The organism is Tychonema sp. LEGE 07196, from assembly GCF_963890365.1.
Lineage (GTDB): Bacteria > Cyanobacteriota > Cyanobacteriia > Cyanobacteriales > Microcoleaceae > Microcoleus.
In genome coordinates, this window is record NZ_CAWPRX010000012.1 from 1 (window position 1) to 16055 (window position 16055).

A 16055-nucleotide genomic window follows, 5' to 3' on the forward strand; every position below is an offset into this window, starting at 1 on the left:
GTTGGGGGGGGAATTGCGATCGCATCCCTAACTTTTGCCGCCGGAGTATTTTGGGGAAATCGGCGGAAATTCCCAGTAATAGCAGATGCTGCAAATAATAGTTTTTCAATCTCTAAACCAGCCATTGACGATGAATTGCTACACAATGACAACCATCACGTTAAAAGTCAGGAGGCAGAAGTCAAGATTTCAAAGTAAAATTTTTGTTGAATCGAGCACTTATAACTACATGAAATGACTTAAAAAGGCCCAATAGCAGATGGTAAACCAACTCGCATAAATAAACGTGCAAATGCCTGAGAAAAGTGTTCTAGGTAGGGAGATTTTAACCGCCAGCGATCGTTTAAATTACTAGCGTGTTTCAACACATATTCGTAAGGCAAGGTTTGGATATCTCTAAAATCTACAACCAGTGCTTCTTTATTATTATCTGGGTTCGTTGGTGATGCCAGCAGGTGCAAACCTTCTATTCTCCCTCTTAAAACTTCATTCCATTTTCCTTTTTTCTTAAATGCTTCGTTGTTTTCCTCAAATTCTGAAATATGGTAAATTGCACACAGCACTACCTGAGCTACTTTTTTATTGTCCAAATCGCAGCTTTGGGTTAGAATAATTAAATCTACTTCATTAATTTCTATTTGTACGTCTTGAATTTCACTATTTTTGCCAAAACTTGTTGGGTCAAATACTGGTCTTGGTACGAGACACCCAGGCAGGTAATCACCTTGCCTGAGAGTGGATTCATTTATCTGCACCCAGAAAGGCTCTACGATCATTCTTCATCGAAAATATACGGCAGAGGTTTTTTACGCCCTTTGAACTGAGCACGCATGATTACTCGTTCCGATCGCTTTGGTGGTACTGGATTGTAGTCTATTTCGCCAAAGCTTTCTAGAGTTTGTAAGTATTGTTTTACAACTGTTAAATTCTGCAATAATTGATCGGTTAGTGCTGCAATTTCTCGTCCTTCAGGACTTTGTAATTGAGCTGTGGCTTTTGGCTCTAACACCAGCAATCTTGGTGACGATAAAACGCCATTAGGACGTAGGGGGGTAATTGTAGCCATTAGTTAATCAACTCCCTTGTGCGTTCTGTAATACAAGCTTCAAAAGCTCTGTTTTTTTGTTCGTGCATTTGTTCTAAAATCTGCCAAAGCTCTATTTCATCAGAAGAAATATCTCCTTCCAGAAATAGATCTAAATCCAATATTATAGAAACAAAATCAGGTGTGGGAGGTGGAACTATTGCTTGATTGATCACAAGCATTGTTCCCAAGTGTTCTTGTGGAATTTGTAGCTGCATAAAGTAGCCACTTAATCCTTGCGGCAAGTCAGGAGAAACTTCCGGAAATGTCCTCAAATACTCTTTGATATCGCCAATCGGCAAAGGAATATCTAGCCTGTTAATATACCTGAGTGCTAAACGAACAATTGCTTCTGGATATGTCAGTGACTGATAGATATTCCACAGTCGCTTTGCTTCATCCCGAAAATTTTCCCAACAGTCGTAAGGGGCAAGCCAACTGAATGCGAAAGCATCTAAACGCAGTTGAAGAATCTGTTTTGGGTCGTCACCGGAGGCTCTATAGCCAATAGGAGACTGGCTTGCTGTTGCCCCAACACTAGCACCTGCCATCATTTGTCCCTGAAAAAGTAACACTTCTTCACACTGAGGATACTCAGCCTGAATGCTTGAGTACACCTGCGCCAAATTGTCAAGTTTAACTCCTGGTGGAAGTTTAACTTGTATATCAATTAAGGCTTCGGTGATTGGGGCGTGCGAGTAGTGTTTTGGTGCTTGCATAATAACTATTGTAAGCTGCTTTGTCAAAAAGAGCAACACTGGTTATATCATTTAAGATTTGAGATTTTAGATGACTTATTAATCAAGGTGGAAAGTCAAAATATTTCATCCTAATTTCATTTTAGGGTGTCAATCTAAATTGAATGGCTATTTAACCGTCAACTGTCAACTGTCAACTATTTAAATGTTCATCACAATTCTCAGATGGGTAATTAACCGCCGCTGGCTATCAGAAGTCAAGAGTTTGAAGTGAAAAATTGCTTCTTAATTGAGGCAAAATTTTTAAAATCCTAAATTAATTGTCTAAAAAATGCTTAATTCAATCCTCAAATGGTCGATCGCTCAACGTTGGCTAGTTGTAATCGGTGCAATTTTAGTTACTTTTTTGGGAAGTTATAATTTAACTAAAATGCCCCTTGATGTTTTTCCTAATTTTGCCCCGCCTCAAGTAGAAATTCAAACCGAAGCCCCTGGATTAGCCCCTGAAGAAGTAGAGTCTTTAATTACTTTACCAATTGAGAGCGCAGTCAATGGAACTCCGGGGGTAGAAACTGTGCGATCCTCTTCGGCGGTAGGCATTTCAGTTGTCAAAGTAATTTTCAAAGCCGATACAAATATTTATCAAGCGAGACAATTCGTTGCTGAACGTTTACAGCAAACGCGATCGAAGTTGCCTCAAGGTATTGAAGAACCACAAATATCTCCTATTTCTTCTCCAATAGGCACAATTTTAATGTATGCCTTTACCATAAAAGCCGAAGAAAATCAGCCCACAACTGATTTAATGGAAGTGCGAAGATTAGTCGATCGAAATGTTACCAACCGATTGCTGGCTGTACAGGGAATATCACAGGTGATTGCCTATGGAGGCGATGTCAGAGAGTATCAGGTTTTAGTAGATACAGTCAAATTAACTGCATTAAATATCTCTTTAGAAGAGGTGATAAAAGCAGCAGAACAATCAAATACTAATGCCTCTGGGGGATTTTTGATTACACCCGATCGCGAAGAAATTATTCGTGGTGTAGGTCGGATTGAAACCATTCAAGAATTGGCCGAATCAGTAGTAATATCTAGAAATGGAAAACCCATCAAACTGCGCGATGTGGCAGAGGTAAAGTTAGGAGCAGCACTAGCTAGAGGAGATGGTAGTATCAACGGTCAAAGGGGAGTCATTTTACTGGTAAACAAGCAGCCTCAAATCGATACTCCAACTGTAACCAGAGCCGTTGAAAAAGCAATGGAGGAAGTGCAGGCAGGATTGCCGAAGGATGTGAAAGTAGAAGTGACTTTTCGCCAAGAAAGTTTTATTGATTCTGCTATTGAAAATGTGCTGAATTCCCTGCGAGATGGCATCATAATTGTTTCAATAATCATGCTGATGTTTTTGATGAATTGGCGCACAACTGTCATCACTCTCAGCGCAATTCCTTTGTCCGTTTTAATCGGAATGTTAATTTTATCATGGTTTGGAGAAGGCATAAATACTATGACTTTGGGCGGATTGGCAGTAGCGATTGGTTCAGTGGTGGATGACTCCATTGTGGACATGGAAAACTGCTATCGGGGATTGCGAAAAAATCAAATAGATGGTAAACCTAAAGACGATTTTGAAATTGTTTACAGCACTTCGGTAGAGGTTCGCACCAGTGTAATTTTCTCTACAGTAATCATTGTGATTGTATTTGCTCCAATTTTTTCTTTGACCGGAATAGAAGGACGAATATTTACCCCAATGGGAGTGGCTTACTTAGTTTCTATTGTGGCCTCTACTTTTGTCGCCATGACTCTTTCCCCTGCTCTTTGCGCTATCTTATTAGCAAATCGTCAGTTACCATCGGATGATACTTGGGTTTCGGCATTAAGCCAACGGCTTTATCGTCCAGTTTTGAATATGGCAATTAATCGTCCTAAATTAATTTTGTTGCCGGCGATAGCTGCTTTTATTGCTTCATTAATTGTGCTTCCCTCACTAGGAAGAGTGTTTTTACCAGAATTTCAAGAGCGGTCTTTAGTGAATACAATGTTACTTTATCCTGGGAGTTCTCTGTCTGCTACTAATGATATGGGACTTTCAATGCAGAATGCTCTCAAAGATGACCCTCGATTTACCGCTGTACAATTGCGATCGGGACGTGCGCCCGGTGATGCTGATGCCGCTGGGGTAAATCTAGGACATTTGGATGTAGAACTCAGCGATATTGGTATTAAGAATCGAGAAGAAAGTATTGCTAAAATTAGAGAGGAATTTAATAAATTACCCGGTGTGGCTACTAGCGTGGGAGGCTTTATTTCCCATCGCATGGATGAAGTTCTTTCTGGAGTCAGAAGTGCGATCGCTGTGAAAGTTTTTGGCCCTGATTTGACAGAATTAAGAGCTATTGGGAAGGAAGTGGAAACAGCTATGAGTCAGGTTAAAGGTATTGTTGATTTGCAGTTAGAACAACAAATTCCTATTCGTCAGTTACAGATTAAATTCGATCGCGCTTTGGCTGCACGTTACGGACTTACCATTGGAAGTCTTACAGAAACTATAGAAACTGCCTTGAATGGAAAAGTTGTATCTCAAGTCCTTAAAGAACAGCAGTTATTCGATTTGTTGGTGTGGTTGAAACCGGAAAATCGCAGTAATATTGATACTATCCGCAACTTATTAGTTGATACTCCTTCGGGACAGAAGATCCCACTAGCACAAGTAGCAAAAATTGAATACAGCACTGGCCCTAATACCATCAACCGCGAAAATGTTTCTCGTTTCTTGGTTGTGGCTGCGAATGTGTCAGGACGAGATTTACGCTCAGTTGTTAATGAAATTAAGACAAAAGTACAACAGCAGGCAATCTTGCCTTCAGGTTATTTTATTCAGTATGGTGGACAATTTGAATCGGAAGAACGGGCGACTCAAAACCTACTGATATTTGGTAGCTTAGGAATAGTAATTATTGCGGTTCTGATGTATTTTGCTGTTAAATCTTTTGCGAGTTCGATTATGATTATGATTAACTTACCCCTGGCATTAGTAGGAGGTATTTTCTCGATTGCGATCGGTGGTGGCATCATTTCTGTAGCTTCACTTGTGGGTTTTATCACTTTATTTGGAGTCGCGGTTCGTAACGGTTTGCTTTTGGTGGATAATTTTAATCAAAAACTAAGCAAGGGAATGCCTTTCAAGGAAGTAATTAAGGAAGGTGCGATGGAAAGATTGGTGGCGATTTTGATGACAGCTTTTACCTCTGCTTTAGGCATGGTTCCTCTGGTAGTTGGTACAGGCGCAGGCAAAGAAATTTTGCAACCTCTGGCGGTTGTGGTGTTGGGTGGATTGTTTACTTCTACTGCCTTAACTCTGTTAGTTTTGCCAGCTTTGTACGCTCAATTTAGAAAATTTTTAGCACCTAAAACGACTCATCTCATGTCCGGTAAATAGACAATCATAAAAAACAGTTAGTAGTGCAACCTTGCATCCACAGCAGCATCGGACTTAAGTCCTATGCTGCGAACTAATCTTATTGCGATCGATCGACCGGGCACGATATCATACTGTTGAGAAAGATATCTCGATATAAAAAAATGAGAATTTTGTTAGTTGAAGACGATCTTCGCATTGTCAAACCCCTTGCAGAAGACTTAAGGCATCAAAACCACGTCGTAGATATAGCGACTGACGGGCTAGAGGGTTGGGAATATGCGCGATCGGTCAATTACGACCTAATTTTGTTAGATTTAATGCTGCCCAAATTAGATGGTATCTCACTGTGCAAGCGTCTGCGTGCCGATCGCTCTCACGTTCTCATCTTGATGCTGACAGCACGCGATACCACCTTAGATAGAGTCATTGGACTCGATGCAGGAGCTGACGATTACTTAGTTAAGCCCTTTGAATTAGAAGAATTAGCCGCCAGAATTAGAGCTTTATCTCGGAGAATTCCAGAAACCAAACCCCTGATTCTAACCCACGGTAATTTACAACTCAATCCCACTAGCTGCACCGTTACTTATGCAGGAAACGCCTTATCTTTAACTCCCAAAGAGTATATGATATTAGAATGTTTCTTAAAAAGTCCCACTCAAGTTTTGACACGTTCGGCAATTTTAGATAAATTATGGGATTTTGATAAAGCTTCAGGAGAAGGAACAGTCAAAACTCACATCACAAATTTGCGTAGCAAGCTCAAAGCAGCCGGAACTTCAGAAAATTTTATAGAAACAGTTTACGGCATTGGTTATCGACTCAGCAGCCATCACTAACAACCCTAAAAAAACAGCACCCTTTCCTTTTCACATCCTTCAAAACATCTGCGTTGTATCTGTGTTGCATCTGCCTTACATTTGCAGTTTATATATCAAAAACTTATGCAATCTTGTTCAACTTCAAATACATTGAAAATCTCCCAATATATTTGCAATTTTTATAGCTAATGATTTGTCCTAAGTATGTTTGAGAAAATTCGCTCTCGTTTGCTATCATCTTACCTGCTTGTGCTTGCATCAATATTAAGTATTTTTGCAATTGGCGTTAGAGTAATCTTCGCTCGCAGTCTCACCGATCAGCTAACAGACAAACTGACAGTTTTAGGAGAAGGAGCATCTGCCAATACAGAATGGGAAAACGGACGCATAAAATTTGATACTGATTTTAACGTGCAAACTCTGATTGATAACAATCAAGGCTTACAATTATTTGACAATAACGGAAATACGATATTTCAGCAAGGAAAATTTGTGCTTGCCATACCATTATCATTAAGCAATACAGTAGAATTGCCAACGGGAAAAAATCGAATTCAAGGAATTACTTTGCCAGTAATTGAGAGGGAAAGTGGTAAAATAATCGGCTATATAAGAGTAAGCCAGTCCCTCGATGAAATTGACGAAACCTTAAATAAATTCAATTTAGGGCTAGGGAGTGGAATCCTGATAGCCTTGATTTGTAGCGGTGTTGGCGGAGTGATATTGACTCGTTTAGCGATGCAGCCAATTGAGGATAGTTTTAAAAGTTTAAAGCAGTTTACTGCCGATGCTTCTCACGAATTTCGTAGCCCCTTGATGGCTATAAAAAGTAATCTAGCCGTAGCATTAAAATACCCAGAGGGGATGAGAGAGTTAGATGCCGAAAAGTTTCATGCTATTGCTAGTGCGGCGAATCAAATGACGCAGCTAACCGAAGATTTGCTGCTGTTAGCAAGAACCGATAAAGTGGCAAGCATCAATAAAGATTCTGTCAATTTAACTGTTGTTTTGGATAGCTTAATTCAGCTTTATCAGTCTCGCGCCGAACTCAAAAAAATTAATTTAAAATCTCAACTCACAGAAAACATTCATTTAGTAGGTGATTCAAACCAACTAACGCGACTGTTCACCAATTTGATTCAAAATGCACTTCACTACACGCCATCTGGAGGAACAGTAGAAATTACAGCTAACCGTCTCGTTTCCTATTGCATTGTCAGCGTGCGAGATACGGGTGTGGGAATTGCACCGGAGCAGATTAAGCTGATTTTTGAGCGGTTTTGGCGAGCAGATGAATCTCGTTCCTATTGGAATGGAGGTTCTGGTTTGGGATTAGCAATCGCCCAAACCATTGCCCAAAATCACGGTGGCTCAATTACCGTCACCAGTAAGCTCGGAGTTGGCAGTTGTTTCACTGTGAAATTGCCAGATCACTCTTTTAAAATAAGTTAAAATACATCGCTTTATTGATGTTTTATAAAAATTAAAAACTATTTAAAGATTGTGATATAACTTGTACATGATTTGAATTTTCTTGAGTTGGATTGATTATGTTACGAAAAATCTATGAATTTTGGTTGCAGCATATCAACCCACGCTTAAATACTTTAATTGTGACAATTGGTGTAGTTGGACTTACCAGTTGTCTGCTAATCAGTTTTATTTTAGCGTGGCTATTTGAAGAAATCTTAGAACGAGAAGCTTTTGCTTTTGATACTTCTTGGCTGTACTGGCTGCACGGATATGCAAATCCGAGTCTAGATGCTGTGATGCTAACAATTACTCAGCTTGCTGATCCCCGTGTAGTTATAGTGATTGTGGCAGTCACGCTGGGAATTCTATGGTGGCAGCATCACCGCGAGGAAGCTAAATTTTTTGCTCTTGCTTGTTTGGGAGCCTTGATTCTAAATACTGGATTGAAGTTGTTTTTTACTAAACCTCGTCCACATCTTTTTCCGAGCTTAATTGCAGAAACATCCTTTAGTTTTCCGAGCGGTCACGCTTTAGGAAGTTTTGTAATGTATGGGTTTCTAGCTTACCTGCTTTCCGCTCACTTTCCGAAGTTTTCTAAATTAATATATACTTTAGCTGTTTTGACGATCGCTCTTATTGGTCTGAGTCGGATGTATATAGGAGTACACTGGCCAACAGATATCATTGGTGGCTACGGAATCGGCTATCTTTGGCTGACGCTCTGCATCGCAATGCTGAGGTTACAAACCAGACAAGTCTAGTATTGCTTTGCTCAATTCGAGCAAATATCAAAGGGTAGCTTGTGATTGCGATCAAAATCAAGCTACCCTATGATATAATGTTTGGTTAGTTCCTCGCCAACCAGATGTTTGTAGTTAAAACTGAAGTTTTCCTAAAAATATAAGGACTAAAGTCCTCACTACAAACCAATTTTATTCATCGCTAGCAGGCACAGTCCCCATGAGTTTTCTCTGATTGAAAGTTGTGAAGGCGATACAGACTAAAAGTATTGACAGCAGGACTATAGATGAGCCGACCGTACCAAAATTTAGACCGCCTTTTTCTTGTGATTTGGTCATAACATCCCCAAGTGTGGCACCAAACGGTCGGGTGAGTACGAACGCAATCCAAAACAACAAGACTGGCGAAATTTGAGTATAATAATATGCTCCCAATACCAGCGCAAGCAAACTAGAAATTAGGAGCGCTCCTCCTGCAAATCCAAGTCCAGAAGTATCGGCTAGGAAATCACCCAAGGCAGTACCCAAAGTATTTGAAAATAGAATTGCAGTCCAATAAAGCAGCTCAATTTTAGGTGTTTTGACATTATTAACAGATAGAGACCCAACACTGAATCGCCAGAACGCCAAAATAGCCAAGAGAATAGTAATTAAAATCGCAGATCCTGTAGCGTAGCCCAGCCCTAAAGTACGATCCATGTAATCGGAGATCGTTGTACCCGCTGTGCTGGTTGAAAGGATGACAGTCCAATAAAGCAATGGGTTATAGCTTTTCGATATCAATTGAGAGACAAGAGTGGCTAAAAAAATTCCAATCAATATCATCGAACTAACCGCATAGCCCACGTTTAACGTCATGGATAAAAGGTCTCCTGCCGTTTCCCCCAGAGTGGTTGCACATATCTTCATTATCCAGAAAAATGCGGTGATTTGTGGAAGTTTGCTCATAATTGCGATCGGGTTATCGTACTTTAGCGGTTTCACTCTAGATGATAAATGTCAAGAACTTGGAAAGATCGATCGCTAATCAGTTTTGTTGGTCGATCGGCATTGGGGCTAGTTTCTTTTGCTTAAGGCTTAAGTAAATAACCAGACTCACGATTATACAAAGAAAAAGCATACTGGTTCCGATCGTACCAAAACCCAAACCACCATTTGTAGTAGGTTGTGACAATAAATCGCCAGTAGATGCCCCCAGTGGACGAGTCAAGATGTAGGTCACCCAAAATGCCAAGACTGCATTCATTCTGAAGTAATAATAACCAGCAGCTACTATCGCAATTAAAACCGCAAATACTAATGCTGATTGTGCATAACCCAGTTTCAAAGCCTCTGCTATAAAGTCTCCTGTTGCCGTACCCAAAGCAAACGTAAATAAGATAGCAGCCCAATAAAACAGCTCTCTCTTGGCTGTGTTGATCGAGTGCATAGCTAATGTTTTTTCGACCGCATACCACAGTCCAAAAACGGCAGATAATATTGCACTAAAAACTATAATAGTTGTGGTCAAGCTAACTCCCAGCTCGTCTACCAATCTATCCGTAATTACTGTGCCAGTGATGCTCATTAAAACGACGACAATCCAGTAACTAGCTGGCACATACCGTTTCAGCCTAAACTGATTCAAAAGCGCCATCAGTAACACAGCGCTCATCACACAGGATGTAACGCTTAAACCAAGGTTCAGGTTTACTGATAGATAATCAGCCATAGTTTCACCTACTGTGGTAGCCAGAACCTTAATAATCCAGAAGGAACCTGTAACCTCTGGAACCCTGTTTAGCATCTTATTCATGATATTTCTCCTTGTTAATCTTTATAAAAAAAGTGAGATTAGATAGTCTCCTAAAACTGGCTTTTTTACAAGAAATTACTGAAAGCAAGTCAGTATTGCAGGCTGGATATTTACTCAATTAAAGGCGGGCAATATTGGTTCCGCCCTTAATCTATTGGTAATCCCAAAAAAGCTAATTCGTTAGAGCTTTATTTCTTGGCATCATCATTCGTTTCCCCATCGCCATCGCCGCCAGCCGCCTCGGAAAATTGAACGCTGCTGCGGGGAGAAACGCTTTCCTTACCCTCAGCTTTTAGGCTTTGCGTTTGGAGGATTTTACCGTTACCGGCATCTACACTTACTTCCTGCTGACCGATCGCAACTGAGTACACAACATTGCCATCTTCGTTTTCTAATTTGACGCGACTTGCTGTGCCACCTTTCGCTGCTTCCGCCGCCGCTTTTGCTTGTTGTGGTGTAATTTTAGCTAGAGATTGCAGGCGACTTGATTCTTGCTTTTCTTCGGCATCGTCGTTAGTTTCGCCGTCGCCATCACTGGCTTCAGGTGCTGCTTTGCGGATGGTGCGATCGGGCATGACGGCAACCTGAGATTTTGCTGGCGAAGCGTACACAGTTCGGACTAATCCACTGACTGCTAAAGTACCTACCAAAGCTGCTGCTAGAGCGATGTTTGTTGAAGTTTTCACGGTGTTAAATTTTGTCAATTTAGGTTTGTAGTTTCACTGTAGATCGCAAAAGTCAAGAACTTAGCAAGATTTATTTTAGTTGGAAATTTTTTAAGTGATTTTTCGTTCTCTTCTTCACCGGATAGCAAATCGTTACCTATTGTGCGATCGAGTGGATCGTGCCACATTCTGCCGTCTAAATTATTAATGAATGGTGGAACCACATCTTTTGTCTGCCCGCCCAGCATCTTGTCTTTGCTGGCATTACCCGCAGCTAACGAGTCTTCATTAGCCTCGCCGTTGCTTAAGTTGTCAACAAGAGTGATTTTAGTTGAAGTTTTCACCGTCAAATCCCTTCAATGTGAGTTGGCAATTTCACTCTACAGGGCAAATGTCAAGAACTTGGCAAGATTCAGCTAGTCTTGGACGCACGGATGGGTAGAAACCGGGTTTTTGGCGAAAATCCCTCGCTGCCGCCCGCAAATTAGGTGAAAAGTCCGGTTTATTTCGGCTTGATGCTTAAGTTTTATTAAGGTTATATATCCTGTTTTTTTCTAACTTTAAGACGGTTCAACTGGCAGAGTTATCCAAAATTTTGTGCCTGCGCCGCGTTCCGAAAAAACCTCTATTTTACCTTGGTGCTTTTCAATAAGTTGATAAGAAATAGTTAGTCCCAAGCCAGTTCCTTTGCCTACATCTTTTGTGGTGAAAAAAGGATCGAATACTTTAGGTAAAAATTCGGGCATTATCCCAGTACCGTTATCTCTAATTTCGATTCTAACCAGCTCGGTATCTATTGTTTCCGTATGAATCCAGATGGTAGGCTTCTCAGTCGCATCGCTTGAGGCTTTACTATTAACTTTTCGTTCCTCAATGGCTCCAATCGCATTATCGATTATATTCATAAACACCTGATTCAAAAGCGCTGCATAACACTTGACTCTGGGTAAATATTCATAGTCTTTAATCACTGTAATTTTTCCCTCCAATCGCTGATTGAGAATTACCAATGTACTGTCAATTCCTTCATGAATATTGGCAAGTTTGAGCTGGGATTCATCTAGCCTAGAAAAGTTACGCAAAGACAGAACTATTCGACGAATTCTGTCAGCACCATTTTTCATAGAATGGATAATTTTAGCAAAATCCTCAGCCATAAAATCTAAATCAATCGCCTCAGTTTCAGCTTGAATAACACTATTATGATTGGGATATTGCTGCTGGTACAATTGCACTAATCGCATCAAGTCTTGAGCGTAGTTACTAGCGTGTTCTAGATTGCTGTAAATAAAACTGACAGGATTGTTGATTTCGTGAGCTATACCTGCTACCATTTGACCCAAACTAGACATTTTTTCAGCTTGAATGAGCTGGGCTTGAGTCTGTTGAAGATTTTGCAAGGCATCTGCAAGTTGGTCGTAAGCTGACTGCAATTCGTGATTTTTTTGCGAAAGTTCTTCTGTTCGTTCTGTTACGCGAATTTCTAAGCTTTGTTTTGATATTTCTAGTGCTTCAATATGCTCTTTTACCGATTGAATGAGACTGTTGAAAGCTATCGTCAATTCTCCTACTTCATCGTCAGTGGTAACAGGTGCTTGTAGGCTAAAATTCGATTTTTTAGTTGCTGAAGAAGCAACTTTAGTGAGTGTTTCTATAGGTTGAGAAATCATCCGACTGATGGACAATGCAAAAATAGTGGCACCGATCAGCGACAGTAACAAACTGGCGATGCTGATTTGGATACCAATTTTTCGCGCGCTTTCTAGCTGGAATTTTGCTTGTTCTTGTCCTAGATAAGCAAGTTTAACAAATTTGGTTAAATCTTCTGAAAGTTCGTTAAACAGGATCGCCTCCGGGCTTTTGGTAAAATCCCACAGTGACTGCTGTGCGGCTATACCTGTTTTTTGTCCCAAGCGTTTAGGATCGATTTGTTGCAAAGTCCGCTGGATTTTTTGAGTGTAAGCTATTTGAGTAGAGTCATACTTATGTAAAAATTGATTCAACTGTATTATGTCTGTATCGGCTTGGTTGAAACTGCTATCACCTAAAATTTTTAACGAATATAAAAGCTGACTAGCTTTTTTTAGTTGAGTAAGAAATTCACCTTTTTCATCTACAAATTCTTGAGGATCTCCCGTCACAAAAATAAGTTTCTTTTGGTTTGATTGAGTTTCCATCACAGCAATTTTCATTTCGCTTAAAATCTGGGCTTTTTCTTGTTCGAGACCGAGTTTATGCAAAGCTTTTTTGGTGTAGAAGTTTCCAACTAGCTGTCCGCAAGTCGTTCCCAAAACAGCAATACTGAGTATCAATGCATAACCCAAGCTAATTTTTAACCGAATCGGGGCGCGGCGAAGCAGTTGTTGCAACCAGTTGGGGCCTAGTTTGAAATCCGTTGATGTTTTTATAGGGGATGGCATTTGGACTACAGCTTGCTTATGGTTTTGTGAGTGCATGGGAATAATATTAAGGTTGACATCTATTTTTTCTGAAATTTTAACCATGAACTTTCTTTAATGTGAGTTGACACTTCACTCTACAGGGCAAATGTCAAGAAGTTGGCAAGATTATCTGTCTGAAAGTTAAGAGATTTCATCCTGATTTCATTTTTGGGTGTCAACCTAGGTTAAGTGGCGATTTAACATGAATGAGGTGCTGTCGCGGTGAGGAGTGCGATCGCACTTAAGATAGCAAGTATCAAGCGTGCAAGCTTTCGCAGCCACAGACCAAAATACCATCAACTGCGAAAACATCTCTCGATTAATAGTCGTCTCTGCTCATGTCCGAGGGCGATATGTTCGTTTTTTAATTACTGATATTCGCCCAGCATTGTTTCAACTGTTATGCTGGCTAATTTCTGAATAAGTTTTGATAAATTTCCTTGACTCCCTGTCTCAAAGTGCCATAATTTACCAATCATTGTTCGCCAAGAGTAAAGCACATGAAAACGCTCAAGTCAAGTTTAATTATTCTAGGCAGTGTCGGATTGCTCTTTTTGGGAGCTTGCGGTAAAGGCGACCAAACAAGCGATACAAATACTACTCCACCACCTCCTGCGGCCTCTCAACCTGCGTCTTCCGCTCCTGCGGCGACTTCTGCTGCGAAAGGAGCTAACGGGGGTCAAGTTGTCAATTCTGGTGCTTACTATTTAGAGTTTGTACCTGAAAAAGAAGCTACGGGAACTCACTTAGATTTGTATCTGCAAAAAGGCGATAAAAAGGAACCAGTTCCTGATGCGAAAGTGACGGCTCAAGTGCAGTTGCCGAATGGAAAGCAGCAAACCCTAGCTCTCAAATACGATCCAGAGGGCAAACATTACGCTGTTGTGTTTCCCGGCAAAGAACCGGGTCAATATCCTGTGAAGGTGAATGCGGATATTAACGGAGAAAAAGTAGACGGTCGTTTTACATTCACTCAGTAGTTTGACAGTCCTGGAGGCACAGGTAGCCGGAAACCGGGTTTTTTGCCTAATTTTTGGGGTGCAACGAAGGATTTTCGTGAAAAAACCCGGTTTCTTTGGTATAAATGCGTAAATCCTGCTTGCATCTAATGCCCCCATTACTATTGGAGGAGGAGCCATGCAAAATGCTAATATTCCTCACCTTATTCAAAGATTTTGTGCTTTCCTCTCATTTTACAAAAGTCAAAATTCCCGTTTATTGTAGCACGAACCTCCCGCCCAGCTAGTGTTAACTTAAGCCAGAAAGACCGCCAAGGACTTTTGCTATTAGACAGGGGTTGAAACCCTTCTTTAATAGCGAATTTGACCTGTTTGCTAATACCAACAGTGCCGCCCGTTGGGCTACCTGCCGTTAAAAAGATCAAATTCAAACTGCTTCCTGCATTGCCAATAACCTGCTAGTTTCAGACTTCTGCTGCCTGATTGGTAGCGAAATTACAAACTCAGTACCTTCTCCAACTCTCGAAAGGCACTCCAAGCTGCCACAGTGCTTTTCTCGAACAATCTCGCAGCTAATTGATAACCCTAAACCCGTTCCTTTACCGGCGGGTTTCGTGGTAAAAAAGTGATTAAATATTTTAGCCTTGACTTCTTCAGTCATTCCAGCGCCGTTGTCGGAAATGCGGACGATCGCCCGATCGCCCTCCGCGACTTTTGTGCTAATCTCAATTGTAGGACAGCTTCTGCGACCATTCAAAACACCCGCATTAGAACTGTCTCGCAAAACATCAATGGCATTGCTGATAATATTCATAAACACCTGATTTAATTGCCCTGCATAACATTCTACCAGCGGCAAATCCCCGTAATCTTTAATCAATTCGATACCCGGAAGTTTGCCGTTCGCTTTCATTCGGTGCTGGAGAATTAACAGAGTGCTGTCGATTCCTTCGTGAATCGAAGCCACACTCATGCCATCTTTATCTAAACGCGAAAAATTACGCATCGACGAAACAATCGCGCAAATTCTGTCAGTTCCTACCTTCATTGAAGTAATTAGTTTGGGCAAATCTTCGCGGAGAAAATCTAATTCTACAGTCTGAATTTCCTCCTGAATTTCTTCTACCGGATTCGGATAATGTTGGCCGTAGATGTTGACCAAACGCAACAAATCTTCAACATAATTGCGGGCGTAGGCGATGTTCGCATCAATAAAGTTGATGGGGTTGTTAATTTCGTGGGCAATTCCTGCTGTCAATTCACCCAAAGCTGATAATTTTTCGGTATGTACTAATTGAGCTTGACTTTCCTGAAGTTTTTGCAAAGCTCGCTCTAATTCTCGGGCTTTTATTCTCAATTCTGCTTCAGATTGTTGCAGAGCTTTTTTAGCTTTTTTTCGCTCTTGAACTTCTTTAATTAAATAATTATTTGCTCGGGAAAGTTTGCCAGTTCTTGCTTGCACTCGCTGTTCCAATACTTCGGCTAGTTCAGCCAGTGCTGTCTCGGCTTTCCGGCGTTCTGCAATCTCATTTTCTAATGCTAAATTTGCGGCTTCTAGCCTTGCTGGGCTGGGAAGTGCCAGTGCAAACGGCATCAATGTTAACAGCAACAACACTGAACTCCCAGCGACGAAAGCCGTAATCGCTTTCATGAATTGTGAGATTAAAGATTCAGGAAACCACAGATACCATGTTTGGATTACGTGAATTGTACCGCAGGCGACGAAGAATGCTCCGAATACCAGAAACATCCACTGAAACGGGATATCTCGCCCTTTGTAAAGCGAGTAAACCAGCATTGTGGGAATTGCATAATAGGAAATTACGATGATAACTTGCAGCCATTCCGAATTAAAAATTCCAGATTTTGCTGAAACCGTAGCAATTGCTAAGTCAACCATAAACAATCCTTAGTTAATTTGAATTGGGTTTAAATCTCACTAATTTTAAGTT

The 16055-nt window shown here is 40.8% G+C and carries 14 protein-coding genes and 1 pseudogene; 6 read left to right on the forward strand and 9 right to left on the reverse strand.

Annotated elements, in window-relative coordinates; genetic code table 11:
• A pseudogene (locus tag AACV78_RS01215) lies at positions 1-198 on the forward strand (efflux RND transporter periplasmic adaptor subunit); the annotation flags it as partial.
• Positions 199-239: 41 nt separating this feature from the next.
• On the opposite strand, the gene AACV78_RS01220 reads toward AACV78_RS01215, so the two are convergent.
• Genes AACV78_RS01220 through AACV78_RS01230 form a run of 3 tightly spaced genes read right to left on the reverse strand, consistent with a single transcriptional unit; the run spans position 240 to position 1803 of the window.
• On the reverse strand, positions 240-776 hold the full coding sequence (locus AACV78_RS01220; protein ID WP_194011051.1) for a hypothetical protein: 537 nt from the start codon (positions 774-776) through the stop codon (positions 240-242).
• Entirely contained in the window at positions 773-1066 is a 294-nt protein-coding gene (locus tag AACV78_RS01225; RefSeq protein ID WP_194011052.1) for a hypothetical protein, read from the reverse strand. Before AACV78_RS01225 ends, AACV78_RS01220 begins: the two co-directional genes overlap by 4 nt.
• Positions 1066-1803: a TIGR04255 family protein gene (locus AACV78_RS01230; RefSeq protein WP_194011053.1), complete on the reverse strand. Its 738-nt coding sequence runs from the start codon at positions 1801-1803 to the stop codon at positions 1066-1068. The genes AACV78_RS01225 and AACV78_RS01230 overlap by 1 nt, the downstream gene beginning before the upstream one ends.
• A gap of 310 nt (positions 1804-2113) precedes the next feature.
• On the opposite strand from AACV78_RS01230, the gene AACV78_RS01235 reads away from it, so the two are divergent.
• From AACV78_RS01235 to AACV78_RS01250, 4 genes are all read left to right on the forward strand, one after another.
• Positions 2114-5227, forward strand: a complete 3114-nt coding sequence (locus AACV78_RS01235) for an efflux RND transporter permease subunit (RefSeq protein WP_194011054.1) — start codon at positions 2114-2116, stop codon at positions 5225-5227.
• Positions 5228-5370: 143 nt separating this feature from the next.
• Positions 5371-6048 carry a response regulator transcription factor gene (locus AACV78_RS01240; RefSeq protein ID WP_194011055.1) on the forward strand — a complete coding sequence of 226 codons (678 nt, stop codon included), beginning with the start codon at positions 5371-5373 and terminating at the stop codon, positions 6046-6048.
• A 186-nt stretch (positions 6049-6234) separates the two neighbouring features.
• Positions 6235-7482, forward strand: a complete 1248-nt coding sequence (locus tag AACV78_RS01245) for a sensor histidine kinase (RefSeq protein WP_194011056.1) — start codon at positions 6235-6237, stop codon at positions 7480-7482.
• Positions 7483-7580: 98 nt separating this feature from the next.
• The gene (locus tag AACV78_RS01250) at positions 7581-8264 is read left to right on the forward strand and encodes a phosphatase PAP2 family protein (RefSeq protein ID WP_194011057.1); all 684 of its coding nucleotides are present in this window, start codon (positions 7581-7583) and stop codon (positions 8262-8264) included.
• Positions 8265-8435: 171 nt separating this feature from the next.
• On the opposite strand, the gene AACV78_RS01255 is transcribed toward AACV78_RS01250, so the two are convergent.
• From AACV78_RS01255 to AACV78_RS01275, 5 genes are all read right to left on the reverse strand, one after another.
• On the reverse strand, positions 8436-9191 hold the full coding sequence (locus AACV78_RS01255; protein WP_194011058.1) for a COG4705 family protein: 756 nt from the start codon (positions 9189-9191) through the stop codon (positions 8436-8438).
• A gap of 79 nt (positions 9192-9270) precedes the next feature.
• Positions 9271-10038 carry a COG4705 family protein gene (locus AACV78_RS01260; protein ID WP_194011059.1) on the reverse strand — a complete coding sequence of 256 codons (768 nt, stop codon included), beginning with the start codon at positions 10036-10038 and terminating at the stop codon, positions 9271-9273.
• 188 nt (positions 10039-10226) lie between these two features.
• Positions 10227-10724, reverse strand: a complete 498-nt coding sequence (locus tag AACV78_RS01265; protein ID WP_194011060.1) for a PepSY domain-containing protein — start codon at positions 10722-10724, stop codon at positions 10227-10229.
• Positions 10725-10738: 14 nt separating this feature from the next.
• On the reverse strand, positions 10739-11047 hold the full coding sequence (locus AACV78_RS01270; RefSeq protein ID WP_194011061.1) for a hypothetical protein: 309 nt from the start codon (positions 11045-11047) through the stop codon (positions 10739-10741).
• 216 nt (positions 11048-11263) lie between these two features.
• Entirely contained in the window at positions 11264-13207 is a 1944-nt protein-coding gene (locus tag AACV78_RS01275; RefSeq protein WP_194011062.1) for a sensor histidine kinase, read from the reverse strand.
• A 437-nt stretch (positions 13208-13644) separates the two neighbouring features.
• On the opposite strand from AACV78_RS01275, the gene AACV78_RS01280 reads away from it, so the two are divergent.
• Positions 13645-14124 (forward strand): hypothetical protein, encoded by a 480-nt coding sequence (locus AACV78_RS01280; RefSeq protein WP_194011063.1) that lies wholly within the window; start codon positions 13645-13647, stop codon positions 14122-14124.
• A gap of 406 nt (positions 14125-14530) precedes the next feature.
• On the opposite strand, the gene AACV78_RS01285 is transcribed toward AACV78_RS01280, so the two are convergent.
• Positions 14531-16003 carry a sensor histidine kinase gene (locus tag AACV78_RS01285; protein ID WP_194011064.1) on the reverse strand — a complete coding sequence of 491 codons (1473 nt, stop codon included), beginning with the start codon at positions 16001-16003 and terminating at the stop codon, positions 14531-14533.
• Positions 16004-16055: the final 52 nt, after the last annotated feature.

Excerpts from the sequence above, each read along its gene's own strand:
- AACV78_RS01220 (WP_194011051.1), bottom strand. The coding sequence starts at position 776 with ATGATCGTAGAGCCTTTCTGGGTGCAGATAAATGAATCCACTCTCAGG.
- AACV78_RS01225 (WP_194011052.1), bottom strand. The coding sequence starts at position 1,066 with ATGGCTACAATTACCCCCCTACGTCCTAATGGCGTTTTATCGTCACCA.
- AACV78_RS01230 (WP_194011053.1), bottom strand. The coding sequence starts at position 1,803 with ATGCAAGCACCAAAACACTACTCGCACGCCCCAATCACCGAAGCCTTA.
- AACV78_RS01235 (WP_194011054.1), top strand. The coding sequence starts at position 2,114 with ATGCTTAATTCAATCCTCAAATGGTCGATCGCTCAACGTTGGCTAGTT.
- AACV78_RS01240 (WP_194011055.1), top strand. The coding sequence starts at position 5,371 with ATGAGAATTTTGTTAGTTGAAGACGATCTTCGCATTGTCAAACCCCTT.
- AACV78_RS01245 (WP_194011056.1), top strand. The coding sequence starts at position 6,235 with ATGTTTGAGAAAATTCGCTCTCGTTTGCTATCATCTTACCTGCTTGTG.
- AACV78_RS01250 (WP_194011057.1), top strand. The coding sequence starts at position 7,581 with ATGTTACGAAAAATCTATGAATTTTGGTTGCAGCATATCAACCCACGC.
- AACV78_RS01255 (WP_194011058.1), bottom strand. The coding sequence starts at position 9,191 with ATGAGCAAACTTCCACAAATCACCGCATTTTTCTGGATAATGAAGATA.
- AACV78_RS01260 (WP_194011059.1), bottom strand. The coding sequence starts at position 10,038 with ATGAATAAGATGCTAAACAGGGTTCCAGAGGTTACAGGTTCCTTCTGG.
- AACV78_RS01275 (WP_194011062.1), bottom strand. The coding sequence starts at position 13,207 with ATGGTTAAAATTTCAGAAAAAATAGATGTCAACCTTAATATTATTCCC.
- AACV78_RS01280 (WP_194011063.1), top strand. The coding sequence starts at position 13,645 with ATGAAAACGCTCAAGTCAAGTTTAATTATTCTAGGCAGTGTCGGATTG.
- AACV78_RS01285 (WP_194011064.1), bottom strand. The coding sequence starts at position 16,003 with ATGGTTGACTTAGCAATTGCTACGGTTTCAGCAAAATCTGGAATTTTT.